General features: G+C 38.3%; 13 protein-coding genes. 7 read left to right on the top strand and 6 right to left on the bottom strand.

Translation table 11 applies throughout. From position 1 onward, the window contains the following. Nucleotides 1-6 precede the first annotated feature (6 nt). From M3P19_RS15755 to M3P19_RS15780, 6 genes are all read right to left on the bottom strand, one after another. Nucleotides 7-3600 carry a SusC/RagA family TonB-linked outer membrane protein gene (locus M3P19_RS15755; protein ID WP_249658652.1) on the bottom strand — a complete coding sequence of 1198 codons (3594 nt, stop codon included), beginning with the start codon at nucleotides 3598-3600 and terminating at the stop codon, nucleotides 7-9. 83 nt (nucleotides 3601-3683) lie between these two features. Beyond that, the gene (locus tag M3P19_RS15760) at nucleotides 3684-4898 is read right to left on the bottom strand and encodes a FecR family protein (protein ID WP_249658653.1); all 1215 of its coding nucleotides are present in this window, start codon (nucleotides 4896-4898) and stop codon (nucleotides 3684-3686) included. Between the two features lie 146 nt (nucleotides 4899-5044). Next, nucleotides 5045-5632, bottom strand: coding sequence for an RNA polymerase sigma factor (locus M3P19_RS15765; protein ID WP_249658654.1), 588 nt, complete (start codon nucleotides 5630-5632; stop codon nucleotides 5045-5047). Nucleotides 5633-5768: 136 nt separating this feature from the next. Next, complete coding sequence (locus M3P19_RS15770; protein WP_249658655.1) at nucleotides 5769-6506, bottom strand: head GIN domain-containing protein; 738 nt, start codon at nucleotides 6504-6506, stop codon at nucleotides 5769-5771. Further along, entirely contained in the window at nucleotides 6473-7942 is a 1470-nt protein-coding gene (locus M3P19_RS15775) for an alpha/beta hydrolase (protein WP_249658656.1), read from the bottom strand. Before M3P19_RS15775 ends, M3P19_RS15770 begins: the two co-directional genes overlap by 34 nt. Before the next feature lie 58 nt (nucleotides 7943-8000). Next, nucleotides 8001-9140: a helix-turn-helix domain-containing protein gene (locus tag M3P19_RS15780; protein WP_249658657.1), complete on the bottom strand. Its 1140-nt coding sequence runs from the start codon at nucleotides 9138-9140 to the stop codon at nucleotides 8001-8003. 226 nt (nucleotides 9141-9366) lie between these two features. Here M3P19_RS15780 and M3P19_RS15785 point away from each other — a divergent pair, with 226 nt between their 5' ends. The 7 genes from M3P19_RS15785 to M3P19_RS15815 all read left to right on the top strand — a co-directional run bounded on the left by M3P19_RS15785 (nucleotide 9367) and on the right by M3P19_RS15815 (nucleotide 17701). After that, on the top strand, nucleotides 9367-10455 hold the full coding sequence (locus M3P19_RS15785) for a helix-turn-helix domain-containing protein (protein ID WP_249658658.1): 1089 nt from the start codon (nucleotides 9367-9369) through the stop codon (nucleotides 10453-10455). A gap of 164 nt (nucleotides 10456-10619) precedes the next feature. Beyond that, complete coding sequence (locus M3P19_RS15790) at nucleotides 10620-12014, top strand: alpha/beta fold hydrolase (RefSeq protein ID WP_249658659.1); 1395 nt, start codon at nucleotides 10620-10622, stop codon at nucleotides 12012-12014. Between the two features lie 43 nt (nucleotides 12015-12057). Next, on the top strand, nucleotides 12058-13551 hold the full coding sequence (locus tag M3P19_RS15795; protein WP_249658660.1) for a S41 family peptidase: 1494 nt from the start codon (nucleotides 12058-12060) through the stop codon (nucleotides 13549-13551). Further along, nucleotides 13548-14258 (top strand): S1 family peptidase, encoded by a 711-nt coding sequence (locus M3P19_RS15800; protein ID WP_249658661.1) that lies wholly within the window; start codon nucleotides 13548-13550, stop codon nucleotides 14256-14258. The genes M3P19_RS15795 and M3P19_RS15800 overlap by 4 nt, the downstream gene beginning before the upstream one ends. A gap of 6 nt (nucleotides 14259-14264) precedes the next feature. After that, nucleotides 14265-15362, top strand: coding sequence for a DUF2911 domain-containing protein (locus tag M3P19_RS15805; protein ID WP_249658662.1), 1098 nt, complete (start codon nucleotides 14265-14267; stop codon nucleotides 15360-15362). A 27-nt stretch (nucleotides 15363-15389) separates the two neighbouring features. After that, the gene (locus M3P19_RS15810) at nucleotides 15390-15920 is read left to right on the top strand and encodes a retropepsin-like aspartic protease (RefSeq protein WP_249658663.1); all 531 of its coding nucleotides are present in this window, start codon (nucleotides 15390-15392) and stop codon (nucleotides 15918-15920) included. Nucleotides 15921-15955: 35 nt separating this feature from the next. Then, nucleotides 15956-17701, top strand: coding sequence for a TolB-like translocation protein (locus tag M3P19_RS15815; protein WP_249658664.1), 1746 nt, complete (start codon nucleotides 15956-15958; stop codon nucleotides 17699-17701). Nucleotides 17702-17728 lie beyond the last annotated feature (27 nt).

The raw sequence follows: 17728 nt of genomic DNA on the forward strand, positions 1-17728 counted from the left end.
CCTTTTTTAAAATGTTAAACTCAAGTTGAACAAATAGGATTTCGTGGATGGATTTGTATAATAATCCAATCCTCTTGAGTTTCCTACACCTGCGAAATTCTTATCTGGGTCGTTACCGATAACATCCGTCCAAAGCACAAGGTTTCTACCAGTAAAGCTTAAGCTTAAATCAGAAAGTTTTAGCTTGTCAAGAATTTTAGGGCCCAACGAATAGGTTAAGGTCAGTTCCCTTAATCTGGTCCATGTAGCATCTTGAAGCCAAAGCTCGCTAAAGCCTCTGTTCCCAGCCCCATTACCACGGTACCAGTTTTGTTCCAAGAGTACGGGACCAGCTCCAAAATCAAACAAATTTCCACGAACAACATCGCCGGAGGTGTAAGTTGCGCCGGTAACATCTACAATTCCGTCTGAAGGAATGGTAACTTTGTTTCCGGATTCCCTACTAAAACCTCTTTGGCTGTTGATTTGACGGGTCATATCATAAAAATCTCCACCTTGCGAGTGTTCAAAAAGCACATTTAGTGAAACATTCTTGAAGCCGAGGTTAAAACCAAGACCTCCGGTCCAATCAGGATTTGGGTCACCAATAACATCGTATTCTGGTGTACCTACCGGAAATCCATTTTCATCCAATTGAATACTTCCATCTGCATTTCTTGGAAGTTTACCGCCGAAAATAGCTCCCATTTGATAACCTACCGCTGCTACTGAATCTCCAGTACCAAAACCGGTCAATCGTTGTACATCGGCGCCTGCCAAGCTTGTAACTTCATTTTTGTTGGTAGCAAAGTTTCCATAGGGCGTAAACGTCCAGTGTTCATTGCTGCCCAAAAGGTTTGCACTGAATTCAAATTCAAATCCGCGATTTTCCATGCTGGCACCATTGGTATAGATGCTTGAAAAACCACTTGAAGGTGCTCTATCCAAAGTCAGTAAGATATCTTCTATTTCGTTGGTGTAATAGGTAAAGCTGGTATTCAGCATATTGTTGAAAAACCTAAATTCCAATCCACCTTCGATTTCAGTCTTTATTTCTGGTTTTAGGTTGCTATTACCTAGTCTATTATCCAATCTAAATCCACCACCATGATTGATGGAAGAGAGGTTTCCGAAAATTCCATTGCTATAGGTAAAATCACCCTCATAGTTGGTAGCGCTTCTGTAGATATCAGGTTGAATACCCACCTTACCCCAGCTTAATCGGGCTTTGGCGAAACTTATGAAGCTATCTTCCGGAAAGAAATCCGCATTTGAGAACTGCCATGCTACGCTTGCTGAAGGATAAAAAAATGGGTCCTTGATAGTGGATGCTGCCTCTACTGTTCCTGACAAGTCTACATACAATTGATCGTAGATTCCAAAGTTTGCCGTGGCAAATCCTCTATTGGATCTTCTATGACTTATAAAATTATCACCTTGGATAATCCTGGAATTCGTCAATGAATAGATTTCCTCATTAACAATGAAATCGCTACCAACAATAGTTTCCCTATTGAATTTTCTGTCGTTAATGTTCCATCCTAGAATAAATGATGATGTAATATCATCTGCTAAGTTGGTATCGTACTTTGCAATGGCATCAAAATTCAATTCAGTAGCGCCTAAACTTTCAAATGTCAAGTTACCTTCAAGCCTGGGAATCAAACCTGTTCTTGCAGAACCCCTAGGATATAAGTAAGTCCTGTCGTCACTATAGGTATCAACACCACCACGTAACTTAATATTCAAACCGTCAACAGGGAAAACATCAAGCTCTGCCGAATAGATGTGGCGGTTTACAATGTTTGGTGCTTTTTGCTTATCCGTAGTCCATCTTGGGTTGTTGTAAAATGGTCTTTCAGACGCACCAATTGGATTTCTATAAGATCTATGCCTACCACTAAACTCGGCTCCTGTGTCGCTTACGTAGGTTCCCGTAAAGTCTTCTATATTAAAGTCAGAAATGTTGCGATAGAACCCTAATAATAAACCTGCGGTATTTGAGTTTTGTTGGATTCTGTTAGCACTAATTCTTGAGTACTTTCCTTTCAATTTTAAATTGATGTATTCATTGAAACGATGAGAAGCACTAAGATTTACAGTATGTCTGCGGTAATCGTTATTTCGTATGATACCTTCTTGATCCGTATTGCCTAAACTGAAGAAAATGTTACTTTTCTCATCGCCTCCACTAACGCTTACTGATTGCTCCAATAAAACACCAGTTCTAAAAACCTGATCAAAGTTTTCATCCAAGAAGGTTTCCCTAGAATTCTTACCACCATGTAAGTTATCTGTGGTCCCATCAGCAATCGGGTAATAGGTGCGCCCAGTTTGATCACCTATAAAAAAGCCACCTGAGGTATCAAAGTCATCCTCACCGCCGCTTCTAGTCGATATTTCATCACCCCAACCATGAATGTATCCAAACCGGAACCTTCCATCAAGTCCTTGACCGTAATTATTCTGCAATGGTGCAATGGCATTGACTTCATCCAAAGAAAGTGTGGTTTTAAGACTTACACGAAAACCTCTACGTCCGGATTTGGTGGTTATAATTACAACACCATTGGATGCACGAGATCCCCAGAGGGCAGCAGCAGAAGCACCCTTAAGTACTTGTAGCGATTCTATATCATTAGGATTGATGTCGTTTAGACGTGACTGCTGCGAGGTACCATTTCCTGTGGCACTACTTGCTCCACCTTGTGTACTACTATTGCTAATTGGAATCCCATCTACAATAATAAGCGGTTGTGTACTACCAAATATGGTATTAGCTCCACGAATCCTGATATTGGAACCAGCCCCTGGGTCACCGTTGGAACGCGTTATGTTCACACCTGCCATTTTTCCTTGGATGGCATTAGCAATCGTAGTCTCCCCTGATCGAACCAATGCTTCGGGTTTTACCGTTGAAACAGCTGTGCCAAGTTTATCGGTACGTACTTCAAAACCTAATGCCGTTACTACTACTTCTTCCAAAGCCTGAGCATCTTCCTTTAAAACAACATTAATTGTGGATTGACCGTTTACAGGTACTTCCATGGTGGTATATCCTATATAGCTAACTACCAATATTGCATTGGCATCTGAAACTTCAATAGTATAGTTTCCATCAAAATCTGTAGTAGTTCCTGTTGTTGTGCCTTTCACTACTATACTTGCTCCGGGTAAGGGCCCTGTGTCATCTGAAACGGTTCCAGAAACTGAACTTTGTGCTACAGGTTTGTCATCTATAACAATGGAAGGGTTTTGTTTTTTCAGTACTACTTGTCGACCCTTAATGTAGTAGGTTATGCGTTTACCTTTAAAATAACGGTCAAGCGTATTCTCCAGGGTCAGATTTTTAATTTTATAATCAGACTTACCATTGTTTAGCGTGGGTAAGAGATCATCTCCATACATAAAGACAAACTCACTCTGATTTTCAATGCCTTCGATCATTTCCAGTAAGGTGGCATCTTTGAGGTCCAACCTTAGCTTGGTCTTCTGAGCATAAGCATCCGTAAAGGAATAAAGCGTGAAGAGAAGTAAAAAGAGCGTAAGGTACTTCATCACCTGTTTGGTTTTATCCATAAAATCACGCAAGTGATGATATGGAAATAGGTTTTTTTCCATAATTTTAGTTAGTTGTTTGTTAAACAATCCCTGTATTTATACAGGCTTACCGCCAAGGCATGCTGCGAACATGCCTTGGTTTTTTATTTGAAAATCAATAGTTCATTGTTTTCAGTTTTTTCATATGATATTGAAGCTGTGATTGCTAAATTTTCCATTATTGTTTCAAGAGATTCATTTAGATCCAGCTTTCCTGTAAGTTTAAAGGTTCCATCTACATTATCAGCTAATCGGATTTCAACATTGTAATAGGCCGAAATCCTGCTTGTAATTTCATTGAGTGTCTCGCTGTTGAACAGCAATAATCCATCTATCCACGCGGTGTAATAGTCTGTATTGACTTTTCTTTGATCCACTACGGTTTTTGAAGAAACATTCCATTCAGCAAGTTGACCTGGTTTCATCACCGTATGTTCATCTTTTTTGAAAAGGGATTTTTTACTTTGATCTCTTAAATGAACTTCACCTTCGGTGAGCACGGTAGTTACGGAATTATGCCTGTCATACGAGTTTACATTGAATTTGGTCCCCACGGCCTGAACCAATAAATCCTCATCCTTTAACAACCGGACTATAAACGGACTGTTCTTGTTGGATTCCACTTCAAAAAAAGCTTCACCTCCTAAATACACTTCTCTAGTTGATTTGGTGAATTTTGATGGGAATACCAATCTTGAACCTGAATTTAAATGAACGATGGAACCGTCACTCAATGTTAGTTTGCTGTGCTTGCCAAATGGAACGATCAATTGGTTCATTGCAACATCATCATTCTTACTTGCTTTGGAAATCGCAATTGTATCCTTCCTGTTGATTACCAATGTTGACCCTTCATTATAGTTTACATCTGATTTTTTATCCTCTATAATGATTTCTTTATCGTCTGATAGGACCAACTTTGTATCGGAAGCTGAATCAACAGAAACTTGCAATAAGCTTTCTATTTCTGCATTGGGTTCGTTTACTGTTTCCTTGGTCAGATAAAAACCAATGCCAAAAACTATAATGGCTACGGCGGCATATTTAAATATGTTGAGATAGATTGGTCCTCTGCTGACTTTATTAGGTTGAATTTTGGAGTATATCAATCCTAAAATTTCTTGCTTTTCGTTCGCCGTCAGTACTTTGTCTTTGGTTTTAAACAAAGACAGATACTCTTTCAATAAAAGGATTTTGGCTTTTTCTGATGGATTTTGCTTAATGAACTTTTCCCAGTACTTAGTTTTTTCTTCGGTAGGATTAGCTATCCAATCCACGAATTTTGCATCATCCAAGTATTTTGCAAATCCTTTTAGCATATTGACCGTTTAGTATAAAAGGACAACAGGTGCTCATTTGTGGACACATTTTTTCACTTTTTTCACAAAAAAATAGTTAAAACACTACAAAACAGCTAGTTGTAACTTTGTTTTATTTGGTTTGAATTTGAAATTCTGGAGTAGATTCAGGGAATGGAAAGGGCGGAATAAAACAAGATGATGCTTTTGTAATCATCAAAAATTTCACTGTTTCGCAATTTTTTGATAGAACGGTAGACCTGTTTTCGAACTGAATTATGGTCAATCCCTACCATTTCGGCAATTTCGGTGTACTCCATTCCGGTAGTGAAACGCAAATACATGATTTCCCGTTGTTTTGATGACAAAGAACCTAATGCTTTTTTGATGAGGCGTTGCTTTTTCTCATCAATTTCAGAGATGATTTTTTTATCCTCAAAATTATAAGGGGTTTTGAATTTTAATTCTGAGAACTCATCAATATTGGATTTCTTTTTCTCTTTTTTCTGACGCTTATAAATTTGATGTTTAAGCGCCTTAAGGACATAGTATTTGATATTTTGGGGATTGGAAAGCACTTGGCGGCGCTCATATATATCTACAAAAACCTGTTGGATGCAGTCTTTGACGAGCTCTTTGTTTGAATTTAATTTAAGACCGTAAGCATACATGTCGTCAATACAATAGTTGTATACCGACTCAAATGCTTGCTTGCTACCATTTTTAAACTCTGACCAAACTCTTTCTTGATCCATACCTCCCATGAGGTGGCTTTATCGGCTAGTGCATGAATAGTTGAAGTACCACCTTTAACAAACATATAAAATTATTTTAACCTTATATGGTTCAGGGATAATGGCATTTCTTTTACTTTGAAATCAAATTTTGAGTTTATCGAAGCACCAAATTTTTATTAGAATGAACCGATTTTTTATCGATATCGGGATTCCCTTTGCAGTATATCACTCTTGTCCCTTCAAGTCGCACAAATAGTGAATTTTTTACTGCTATTCGTGCAATTCCACTGCCGTTAGCTGAGCTTTTGGTTTTCACAATACCTTTATTTGCATTCAAATGGTAGGCCATAATATCTGCATGATCAGCAAGCGTCAAATCAAATAATTTAGTACTTCCGGCCAGTTTTACATTTGCGGCATGCTCCATTAGAAGCTTTAAACTATCTGCCTCAATTCTGAGCACCACTTCTGAGCTACCAGTTGCCTGGATTAAGATATTATCAGACTGAACTATTTCTTTGCTCATCACCGTTGCTGCATTCTCAATTCGAATTTCAGTCAGTTGCGTGTAAGTCAGATAAATATCCTTTTTCCTTTCACCAGAAATGGAATCATCGGAATTGATAAAAAGTGTGTTATCAATAACCTGCATTTCAATTTTATCTACAATGTTTTCATCAGCTACAAGTCGCGCACTTTCACTGTCACCTCGCACAAGATGAACATTCGCAATACCAGAAACGCGCAACTTATTGTAGGGTTCCAATTGGAGATTAATTTCTGATACCCAAAGGGAATTCCAAGCATAGATACCCAGGGCAATCAACCCAAACACGCTTAAGGACAATGTGTAGGTGTTCAATTTGAAACTTCTTGATTTGGTAGTTTCCATTTTGGCATTGGTATATTAATTGTCTGGGATTCAATTTCATCACCATTTAAAAAGCGCAACATCAATGCTTTAACTTTTGGAGTGGATAAAAATAAATCATGTCCGGCTCCATCTATGATTACATGTCTCCCATTTTTAAATTTATGGATAATTTCGGCCGCAGCAGGCAGATAGGTTCTACCATCTAATGTACCACTGAAAAATAGGGCTGAAACGTCTGATTTAGGATTTTTTCTAAAGACATTCCCTAAGTCATCAATGGCCAATTCTTCGCCAATTTGAGGAAAGGGAAAGTTGGTGGTCGCACCAAGAAGTGCATTCTTTTTTTCTTTTTGAATGCGTTTGGCTCTTTTCGAAGATATGCCTGAAGCAACTTCCATCGCCAAAGGCATTAATCGACTTAGACTTCTTCCCATGAATTGCTTTAATTGAGTAACCTTTGGAGCCACTTCAGAGTAATCCCCATGTTTCATCTGATAAAAAATATAGGGCAGGTTTTTGGACTGCTCAGGATTTTTAAGGTAGAAAAAGGACGTAACCAATTGTAAGTCAAACTTACTTATGGTCACCTTATGCGTTTTTGCTGTTCGCCTATTTTTGAATTCTGCGACTACGGGTTCTTTTTCCAATGCATCAAAAACCTCATTCATCATACCTAAAACATTAGGATAGTACTTAGCAGCACTAGGGTCTGCTTTTACTTTATTGGCCAAGTACGCTAAAAATTGCTGGTTGTATTTGGGTCTTTTAATTGTCTGGTTCAACCCTTCTAAACTTGCTAAAACAACATGTTCAACGTTGTTGGGATATTGTTTTATATAGGCGAGCGCCAAATGTGATCCATAACTTATTCCCCAAAGGTTTAACTTTTCCACTCCCAATTCCAATCGAAGTTGCTCCAAGTCGTTTGCATTTTCAATAGTATTATAAGCAGAAACATCAACGTTATGAGAAACCCAATAGTCTAGACAAGTATTGGCATTTGCCTTTAGTTTTTTAAGATAAGAATGTTCATCGCCCACCTGTTCCAAGGGGAATGAAACAGATACCTCACAATTTGGAATGCTATTGGATTCACCTGTTCCCCGTTGGTCAAAGGCAATGACATCGGCTACTCCGCGCAACGCCATAAATAAGTCAAATCGCTCCCCTTGTGCAGTTCGTATGCCACTACCACCAGGTCCTCCTGCGAGATAGATGATAGGATATCCGGGATTTGGATTTGTTGATTTAAAACGAACGAATTTTAGTTCTATCTCCCTAGAATTTTGATTAGTTCTATTTTCCTTTACTACAAAGCTTCCCTTTTCCGAATCTACTTTATGACCTTCTCGATTTTTAAAAGTCCAAGGTGTTATTTCTAGGGTGTTTTGAGCATTGCAAATACCGTTGATTACAAATACGACTGCGATAATAAGTTGTTTTCCTAAATTCATTGGTGATGTATTAAACTTAGGCGCAATATTCTGGATAAAAGAAAAGTACATCGACCGATTAGGTCAACTCGGACATTTTCTTAAGGTATTGAGAGGGGGTAAATCCTGTATGTTTTTTAAATGCAGAATTAAATGAAGATTTAGAACTAAAACCACAATCATAGGCTAAGGCAAGAAAAGTAAGTTGTTGATGTTCCCCATCTGACATTCTTTGAACGAATTCCTCAATCCTATGCGCATTAATAAAATCGTAGAAGTTTTGACCTATTTGTGTATTGAGTATTTCAGAGAGTTTATGACGACTCCATTCCAACTGCGTCGCTAGTTGTACCGCGGTCAGTTTGTTGTCTAAATAGGGTTTGTGTTCATTCAAATACGTTTTCAGACGCTTCCCATCCTCACCAAGATTTATGATTACCTCATCTTTTACGGTTTTTATTGGTCTATGGGTTGTTTGTATCATAGTTAGTTCTTTCAATCGGAATGTTTTAAAACTGACCATGTATACCAAGACCGCAAATCCGATATAGAAAATGACTTGATAGTCGTAAATCAAATATTTGTCATATGCTCCTCTTAATATCAGGATTATGAGTAAAATAAACAATACGATAAAAGCCCAAATCAATTCATGAAGCCACTGTAGTTTAACGCTTTCCAAAGATGCGTAGTCCTGTTTAAGTCCAATATGATAAGCTTTAACCATGTTCAAGGATTTTAGGCTAAAATGAAGACCTAAACCTATTATACTTAATTGCAATACATGAAAGTATATGGCATAATTGTCCACACCAATGGAAACTGCCGCCGTAAAATAATCCAAGGATGCTAGCTTATCTTCACCCCCTTTAATAAAAAATGGAGCCAAAATCAGCAAGTTAAGAATGTATGGTATAGCAAGTTTTAAATCCGTTTTATTGAATTTATTGGCTGGGAATAATAAATACTTGGTGTACAGAAACAATAGCGGACCAAATAGGAGGGGAATACCCCAATTTAATCGTAATAAATGTGGGTAATCTGTATAAAATTCCAAAGAGTTAAACGAGTAGAAGAAACAGGTGATACCAATTAGTAACACTAATATGGAAAGCACCTTACTTGCAACATTATGCTTCTTGTTGAAAAACAATACAAAGAAAAAGAAGAAGCCTTGAATTGCGCCGAGCTTTAATACAAAATCAATTGGTTCGGACATGCCATAAAGATAAAGTGTTGGTATGAATGTTACGATAAAATCGAAAACCTCATTGCCAACAGTTCTTTGATCTATAGTAGTTTTATTCCGATATCGGTTGAAATACTATTGTTTTTTGTTACTGTACGTTTAGATTTGCATGGAATTAAAATCTGGCTCGTTTTTTTTATTTAAACGAAAAATATAAATTGGAGCTAAACTTAATTGGTCAAATCAAGATTATTGGATGCTTGACTTATTGCAACAAATTGCAGCTTTTAATTTTTTACTGTTTACCGGTCTAATCTGGTATTATCGTAAAAAACTAGATCATGCAATTTTCATTTTTTCGTTTTTCTTGTTGGGAAAAGGACTTACCATGCTAAGTAATTTGTTGCTTGGGCAAGTTATTTTTCCTGGTGAAAGGGTTGCGCTACGGGCAGGGGTGATAATGAATTCATTCCTATTTTTTTATGCTCCTTTTCTGTATTGGTTTACGCTGAGCGTTCTTAAATCTGTGGTGCCAATTCGTAAATTTAGCATCCATTTGCTCCCTTTTTTGTTTTTCTTGCTAACGAACATAGCCTTGATAACCATGGCTGTGTTGGAGTACAAAGGCACTTTTTTCAACCACTTACTTGTGTTTAGGAATTCTATCGAGGCGCTGTATTATGCCCAGGTCTTGGGATACACGGGTGTTTCGCTGTGGTTGCTATACAAATCAGAGAGTAAGGGATTGATTTTTGATAAAATTGTCAAATGGCTAAAACAGGTGCTATGGATTTTCATAGCCATATGGATTGTGTTTTTTGTAAGCTCCTTGTTCAATGAAAACCAGTTTATGGCTGATAGCTTATCTGCTTTGGGAATAGTTTTGCTATTGGTTTTGTCCAATGTGACCTTGCTTCTGGTTTTAGGTAGCCCCGAAGTTTTTTACAATAACCTCTCCGTAAAACTCAAGAAGGTTCCAAATACCGATATTGTCAATAAGCAGAATTACGACAAATTATGTGAATTGGTAGTAAGTCAAAAACTGTATAAAAATGCCGATTTGAAAATAGGGAACCTTTCCAGTGCTATAGATCAGTCACCTAGAAATGTGTCAGCTTTAATTAATAAATTTTATGAAGGTAATTTTTATGACTTCGTGAATTATTATCGCATTGAAGAAGCAAAATCCCTATTGAAAAATACCGAAGGTGACATGACCATTCTTACGATTCTTTATGAATCCGGATTCAATAACAAGTCTGTTTTTAACGCAGTATTTAAGAAAATGGTGGGGGTAACACCTTCCGCATTTCGTAAAAATCATATTACCACACTTTACGGTTAAGAGTCGTTCAGGCTTGATTTTACAATGAACACGGACTGTTAAATTCTCTTAAAAGTAAGTCCTAATTTCTGCATTTACCTCTATTCGGACGACCAGCATCATGCAAAAAAGTACGTTTGCCTCAAAATGAACAATTCAAATCAAAATTGTTCTAATCTTATATAATGCACAAACGTATGATGAAACAAATTCCAACTAGAGGTTTACTTTTTATGCTAGCAGTCTTTGGGTTGATACACCTAAGCAATGCACAACAATTACATAGAAAAGCATCCTTAGGAATTATGATGCAAGCATTGAACGACAGTTTGGTTGCTGCATACGAATTAGATTCTTCAGAAGGTCTTTATATAATGACGGTAGCTCCTGGAAGTACCGTCCATGCAATAGGAATGCAAGAAGGTGCAATCCTAAAACGAATCAATGGAAATCCAGTTAACGCACCAATAGACGTATTTACTACGATAACAGATTTTAGGGCAGGTGACGAAATACAATTGGAGTATCAGCAGAACGGTCAAGAATTCAACAAAAAAGTAAAAGGTATTGCCCGACCATGGGAGACCTATGATAATGCCGATATCACCTACGGAGCAGTAAGTTATGAAGGCAATCAATTGAGGTCAATTCTATATACACCAAAGAATATTTCCAATCCACCTATCGTCTATTTTATGCAGGGTTATACCTGTGGCTCTATAGACTTGCCCTTTTCTCCTGAACAACCGTACCGACGATTGGTACACGATTGGGTAGATGCTGGATATGCTGTATTTAGAGTGGAGAAACCAGGAGTTGGCGATAGTGAAAGCGAAATTGATTGTTCACGTATAAGTTTTGAACAAGAGTTAAGAGGATTTCGTGAAGGCTATAAATGTCTTTTGCAGCTCGATAGGGTCAATCTGGATGAGATATTCATGTTCGGCCATTCCATGGGCGGGATAATCGCACCGCAATTGGTAGATATCAAAATGCCCAAGGGGATAATTACCTATGGCATTGGAGCCAAGAATTGGTATGACTATATGATTGACCTGTACACAGTTCAACCCAAGCATTTTGGAGTTTCGGAAGAACAGATAAAGGAGGATAACAAAGTCAATCTAAAATTCAACGATGATTTCTTGGTACGTAAGTTGACCGGTGCTGAGTTAGCAAAGAATGAAAGCTATGCGAATCTCTTTAATGTTGAGGAGTTAAGGCGGGAACAATACATCGGCAGAGGTTTTGATTTTTGGCAGGGGTTAGTAGATGTTGATGTTCCAGGGTCATGGACAAAAGTGAAAACCAATGTTTTGGCCATGCATGGCGAATTTGATATCCAGGCTATAAATGATACCGGAGCCAAAAAGATTGTCGAAATCGTAAACTCCAATGGCGGGTCCGGAACCTTCTTACACATTGATAAAGCAGACCATGGATTCGTAAATTTTAACTCCATGCAAGAAAATGTGGAAACCCTCAGCAATGGTATGATGAGCTCGTATGTAAGGGATAACTACAACACTGAAATAGTGAAGAAGACCATTTCGTGGATGAGTAAAATCCAAAAGTCTTAGTAAAATGAAAATCAAATATCTAGTTCTAACCTCTCTTTTATGCATGGCCTGCAAAGGAACTTCCCAGGAAGTTAATCTTGAGCTTACACAGGTAGAATGGCAAGAGGATTTGGACTTTTTGAAAAAACGCGTAGAAAGTACGGTTCCATGGATCGAAGAAAACGAAACCACGAATGAATTTTTACGAGTGTACGAAACACTGAGTGCCACAAATCCTAAAGATGGTGATGCCCTTGTCTTTGAACTGCAGCGATTGCTCAACAGTCTAAAAGATGAAGGGTGTAACCTTCCCTATTTTCAATCTGCCCTGGGTACAAAACTACTGCCGCTAAAAGTAAATTGGTTCAGTGACGGTTTGTTTATTGTGGATGCAAATGCTGCCAACAGTTCACTCATTGGAGCGCAAATTGTAAAGATGAATGATACTAGTGTCGATGAGGTATTTGAAGGACTTAAACCCTACTTGAATGCCGATAATGATCATTATAAAAAATACTTGTTTCAAGCATACGGTCTAATGCCCAATTTGTTGAAAGCTGCTGGATTTGGGAATGATGCCAATGGTATGGTATTGGAATTCACTTCAGGTAAAAACATAAGAATAGAAAGCGTACCCCTTGAAGTCTATGCCAAGTTGAATAGGGAATTACCTAATGATGGTGTATTCGAACCTTTGGCAATTGATCATAGTGATGATAATTATTGGACCGAATTTTTCCCGGACACTAAAACCTTGTTTGTTCAGATACAAAAGGTGGTAAATAATGAAACAGGAGATTCTTTTGGGAAATTTGTTTCTGGAATAGAAAGCTTATTAACTGATGGTAAGGTCGATAAGTTGGTCCTTGATTTGCGCTACGGAGGTGGTGGAAACGGATTTAAACTTAAATCCTTTACAGACTTACTGCGCGATTCTGAACGCATAAACAAAAGAGGGAATTTATTTGTGTTGATAAGCAACGCTACCCGAGGAACCTTGGCAGAATTGACCTCCATTTTAGCCTTAAACACAAAAGCGATTTTGGTGGGACAACCTTCAGCAGAAGGTCCAAACACTGTTGGCGATACCAAATACATCACCCTGCCAAACTCGGGATTGGCGATTTCCTTGACTCATACGTTATGGCCCACGAGTTGGAAACAAGATGCAGCTACGACACTAACACCAGCAATGGATATTTCCTATACCCATATGGATGAGCAGGCAAATGTTGATCCATGGTTGTATGCGGCGTTACAGTTCTCTAAGGAAGAAACACCAAAAAGCCTTACCGAAAACCAAATAGCCAGCTTGAGTGGGGCCTATAAAATCAATGGAAGAAAAGTTAATCTGGAGAACAAAAACGGAAGATTGTTTTTGACCATGGGAAGGAAGATGAAAAGCTTTTTTGAAATCCATACAGAGGTTTATTTCGATTCGGAAAATATACTTAGGACGGATATTGAAGGTGTTGAATTAAGCGTATCAACCGATGGCAATGGAAATATGAAACCCACACAATTGATGTGGAATCAACAACAATTCGTAATCCAATGATCAAGTATCTATTTCTTTTTATAGTTGGAATAACATTTGGACAAGCTCAATTGGATTCTGTACTGGTCTGTGATGTGAAATTCAAAGATTCAAAATTTGATAATCCACATGCCGGTAGCGCTTTTTTGATGGAATATGAAGGCAAAACCTATGCCTGTACTGCTAAACACGTTTTGTTTTTTGCGAAAACAGATAGCATGAAGACCATCAGTTTTGGGGGCGATTTGAAATCCTGGTCGTTTGTGTCCAAAACCCACCCATCAATTGCCGTAAAAGCGGGTAAATTAATCAATGAAAATCCTGAGGAACCATTGACTATGCCACCAAAAGCAGATTGGCTGGTATTTGAAACAAGTGGTGCTATTCCGGAAAATATTGCTAGATACGAATTAAGAAGCTCACCATTAACCGAAGGTGAAGCAGTGTCGTTTCTTGGCTATCCCTATAACAATGAAAAGCCCATACAGGTACAAGGTAAATTCGCTGGTTTTACCGAAGATGGTAACCTGAGTTTGGACGTGCCTAAAGGAACCTACAACGGATGCAGTGGAGGTCCTGTATTGGATGCGCAAGGCAAGTTGGTTGGTTTGGTATCTATGGGATATTACAATCAAAAAGAAGCTAAAATGGTATTTGAGCCATCCGCAATTCATCACTTTCAATCAATCATTAAAAACGAACATAATAATAGAAACACCAAAAAATAAAACAAAATGAAAAAACTATTTATTGCACTTATTGCAACCGCATTTACGCAGCAAATGGCTGCCCAGTTCCACACGTTGAACATGCCTCAGGGAAGTCCAAGAGTACAAGAAACCCAAAAGGTGGGTGTTACAGAGATTACTTTGGATTATGGTAGTCCTGCCTTACGAAATAGAGATGCTTGGAATGATTCAAACGTGATACCTCAAGGTGGCGATCCCATTGCATGGCGTGCAGGTGCTAATATGGCCACGACCATTGAATTTTCCACAGATGTAATGATTGAAGGACAAGCATTGAAAGCTGGGAAGTATGGATTCCATATTATTCCTGAAAATGACACCTATACCTTACTATTTGCACACAACTTTGACCAATGGGGAAGCTATTATCTTGATACTGATAAGGATGTGACTTTACGTGTAAAAGTTGATCCAGAAACTTGTTCAATGTCAGAACGATTGGATTATGAGTTTTTGAATCGAACCCCAAATTCAGTTGTAATCGGTTTGGAATGGGGAGAAAAAAGAATTCCTTTCAAAGTGGAAGTAGATTTGAACAAAACCGTAGTGGAAAGCTTACGAAGTGAACTACGTGGAATCAATACGTATCACTGGCAAGCATGGAACGATGCGGCTAGATGGTGCTTGGATCATGATACCAATTTGGAAGAAGCTTACGAATGGGTCAATCGTTCAATCAACGGTGGATACAATGGATTTTCAGCACATAGCGATGTGATCAATCTTGTAACCAAAATTAACTTGATTGCCAAATTAGGTAAGACTGAAGATCTGCAATCTACAATTGAAGCAGCACAAGGTTTGGTAAACTACGATTGGCAAGCCAATTACCTAACGCAAACCTTACTACGTGATGGTTTCCATGAACAAGGCTTAAAATCGGCAGAGCAAAACCTAAAGACTTATCCAGATGCATGGTTTTTACATTTGAACAAATCGCTAGGTCACTATTTCTTAGGGAATAAGAAGAAGGCTATTAGCAGCGCAAACAAAGCATTGACTTTGGCTCCTGAGCCTAGAAAGGCACGAATCAACGAAATCATTTCTGAAATCAATGCAGGAACATACCAGTTCCCTTCATAATCGGTGTACAACAAATTGACAATGGACATGACATTGCGAAAGAATCGATTTTTAATCGTATTCCTGTTGCTAGGTTTAGGCACGATTTATTGCCTGCAAGCGCAATTAACTACTAAAGAAATTGGTTTGAATGGTTTTTTATCCAATGAGGGATATATCGAATTAAAGATGCAAAAATTACCATCCGGGCACCTGCATATTGCAGGTGTCCTAAACGGTAATGATGCCAATTTCATATTGGATACAGGTGCAAGTGGGACTGTGATAGATGCCAAACGGAAGGAAAAATTCCAAATGGAATCTAGGACAACGGACAGACAGGCTGCGGGTGCAGGAGGAAGTACCATACAAATGCAGGTTTCCAATGACAACGAATTGCGTTTGGGCGATTTGAACATGCAGGACATGGATTTGATGATGATTAATTTGGATCATGTCAATATGGCATTTGAGAGGCTTGGTATTGAACCGGTAGATGGTGTCATCGGCGCAGATGTACTCACAGATTATGAAGCTATAATCGATTATGTCAATCTTACCCTTTACGTTAAGAATTGATAACGTCCATGATTGTCAATAAAAAATTGCTTCCCTTGAAAAGGATAAGCTTTCTGGGATTTTTTATTTTGATGGTGGGTTGCATACATAAGTCTGATGAATTTCAGCAGTATGCAACCGCAATCAAACCAGTAAAACTTGGGGAAGGTACACTATCAGTTGATGGAGTTCAATGGAACAACGTATATGTTTCAAAAACCAAGGAGCTTTATCTTACTAAAATGGGTGAAAGTGCATCGATAATCCATAAAATGGAGATGGTTGATGACACTTTTTCAAATTTAGAGGCCATTGAATTCCCTGATACAGACCCACATTCGGACATCTTCATAAATTCAGATGGTGATTTAATGTTGTTCTCCTCGCTCATGCAGGAGAATACGTTGGATACCGTTTCTGACTGGAATATTTGGAAATCACAACGCAGAGATGGAAAATGGCAAGAGGCTGTCCCGTTTTTTGATACCAATATTGCGGGGAATCAATTTTATCCTTGGTTGACGGATAGCGGAAACTTGTATTTTGCTATAACTCCTCATGGATCAGGTAATAGTGATCTTTATTTTTCCGAATTTTCTAATGGAAGCTATATAGAACCCAAACCACTACCGTTTCATATTAATTCGGAAAAGTTAGAAGGTGACGCCTATGTGGCACCGGATGAGTCCTATTTGATTTTTGCAGGATTTGAACGTGGTCAAAACCTAGGAAAGTCTGATTTGTTCATCAGCTACAACACGTATGGACAGTGGTCTACCCCAGTCTGGTTGGGTGCAGATATCAACTCTGAAGGCTATGATGGAAGTCCATTTGTAACGGAGGATGGGAACTATCTCATTTTCACTAGTAGTAGAGGAAGTACTGATGAAAACACCTTTTTTAACCATTATATCGTTCCTTTTGATCCTAGTATCTACAGCGAAGCTTCTACAACTTTGGACAATTACCTTTCAAATATTGGGAATACTCCCCAACCCTTTGAACTAGATAAGATCACAACTGACAGTATTGAATATGGTGGGAGCCTATCCCTAAGAAACCAAGCACTCTACTATACCAAGGCAGCTATTGATTTTTCAGAACGACAGATAACTGTTAGTAATTTTGAAAATGGTATGTTTCAAGCACCCATTAAGGTAAGTTTTGGAAACACTAGCTTCAAGGATGCTAGTGATGTTCAAATAAGTCCAGACGGTGAATCCTTATATTTCAAAATGCGTGGGAACGTGGCAGGCGATCCGGAACGGAAAGATGGAAACATTTGGAAAAGTATAAAGGAAAATGGATCCTGGGGTAAAGCAGAAATGCTTCCGACAGCTATAAATTCTACCTTAAGCGAATATTATCCAGTTATTACATCCAGCGGCAATCTTTACTTCAGTAGAGAACATCAGGATACCAGTTATGACCTGTATGTATCCAAGTTTGAGAATGGTACATACAAAGAGGCAGTACGTTTACCAGATTACATCAATACTAATTTGCTGGAATCCGATGCCTATGTTGCCCCGGACGAATCCTTTATGATATTTGTCCGTATGTATGCGGAAGGTGATTTAGGTGTGTCTGACCTCTACATCACGTTTAATGAAAATGGTATTTGGTCCAGACCAAAGAACATGCGCTCTTTAAATAGTTCAGGTGTAGATGGGAGTCCATTTGTAACGTCAAATGGAAAATACTTGTTCTTTACCTCAACAAGAGATTCAGAAAACCCTGAAGCATTTGACGGACATTTGGATATTTATGCCGTACGATTCAATGTTTCGGAATGGAAATAATGTGTTGAACTATAGCATTATAGGGAT

It is taken from the genome of Flagellimonas spongiicola (genome assembly GCF_023502425.1).
GTDB lineage: Bacteria > Bacteroidota > Bacteroidia > Flavobacteriales > Flavobacteriaceae > Flagellimonas > Flagellimonas spongiicola.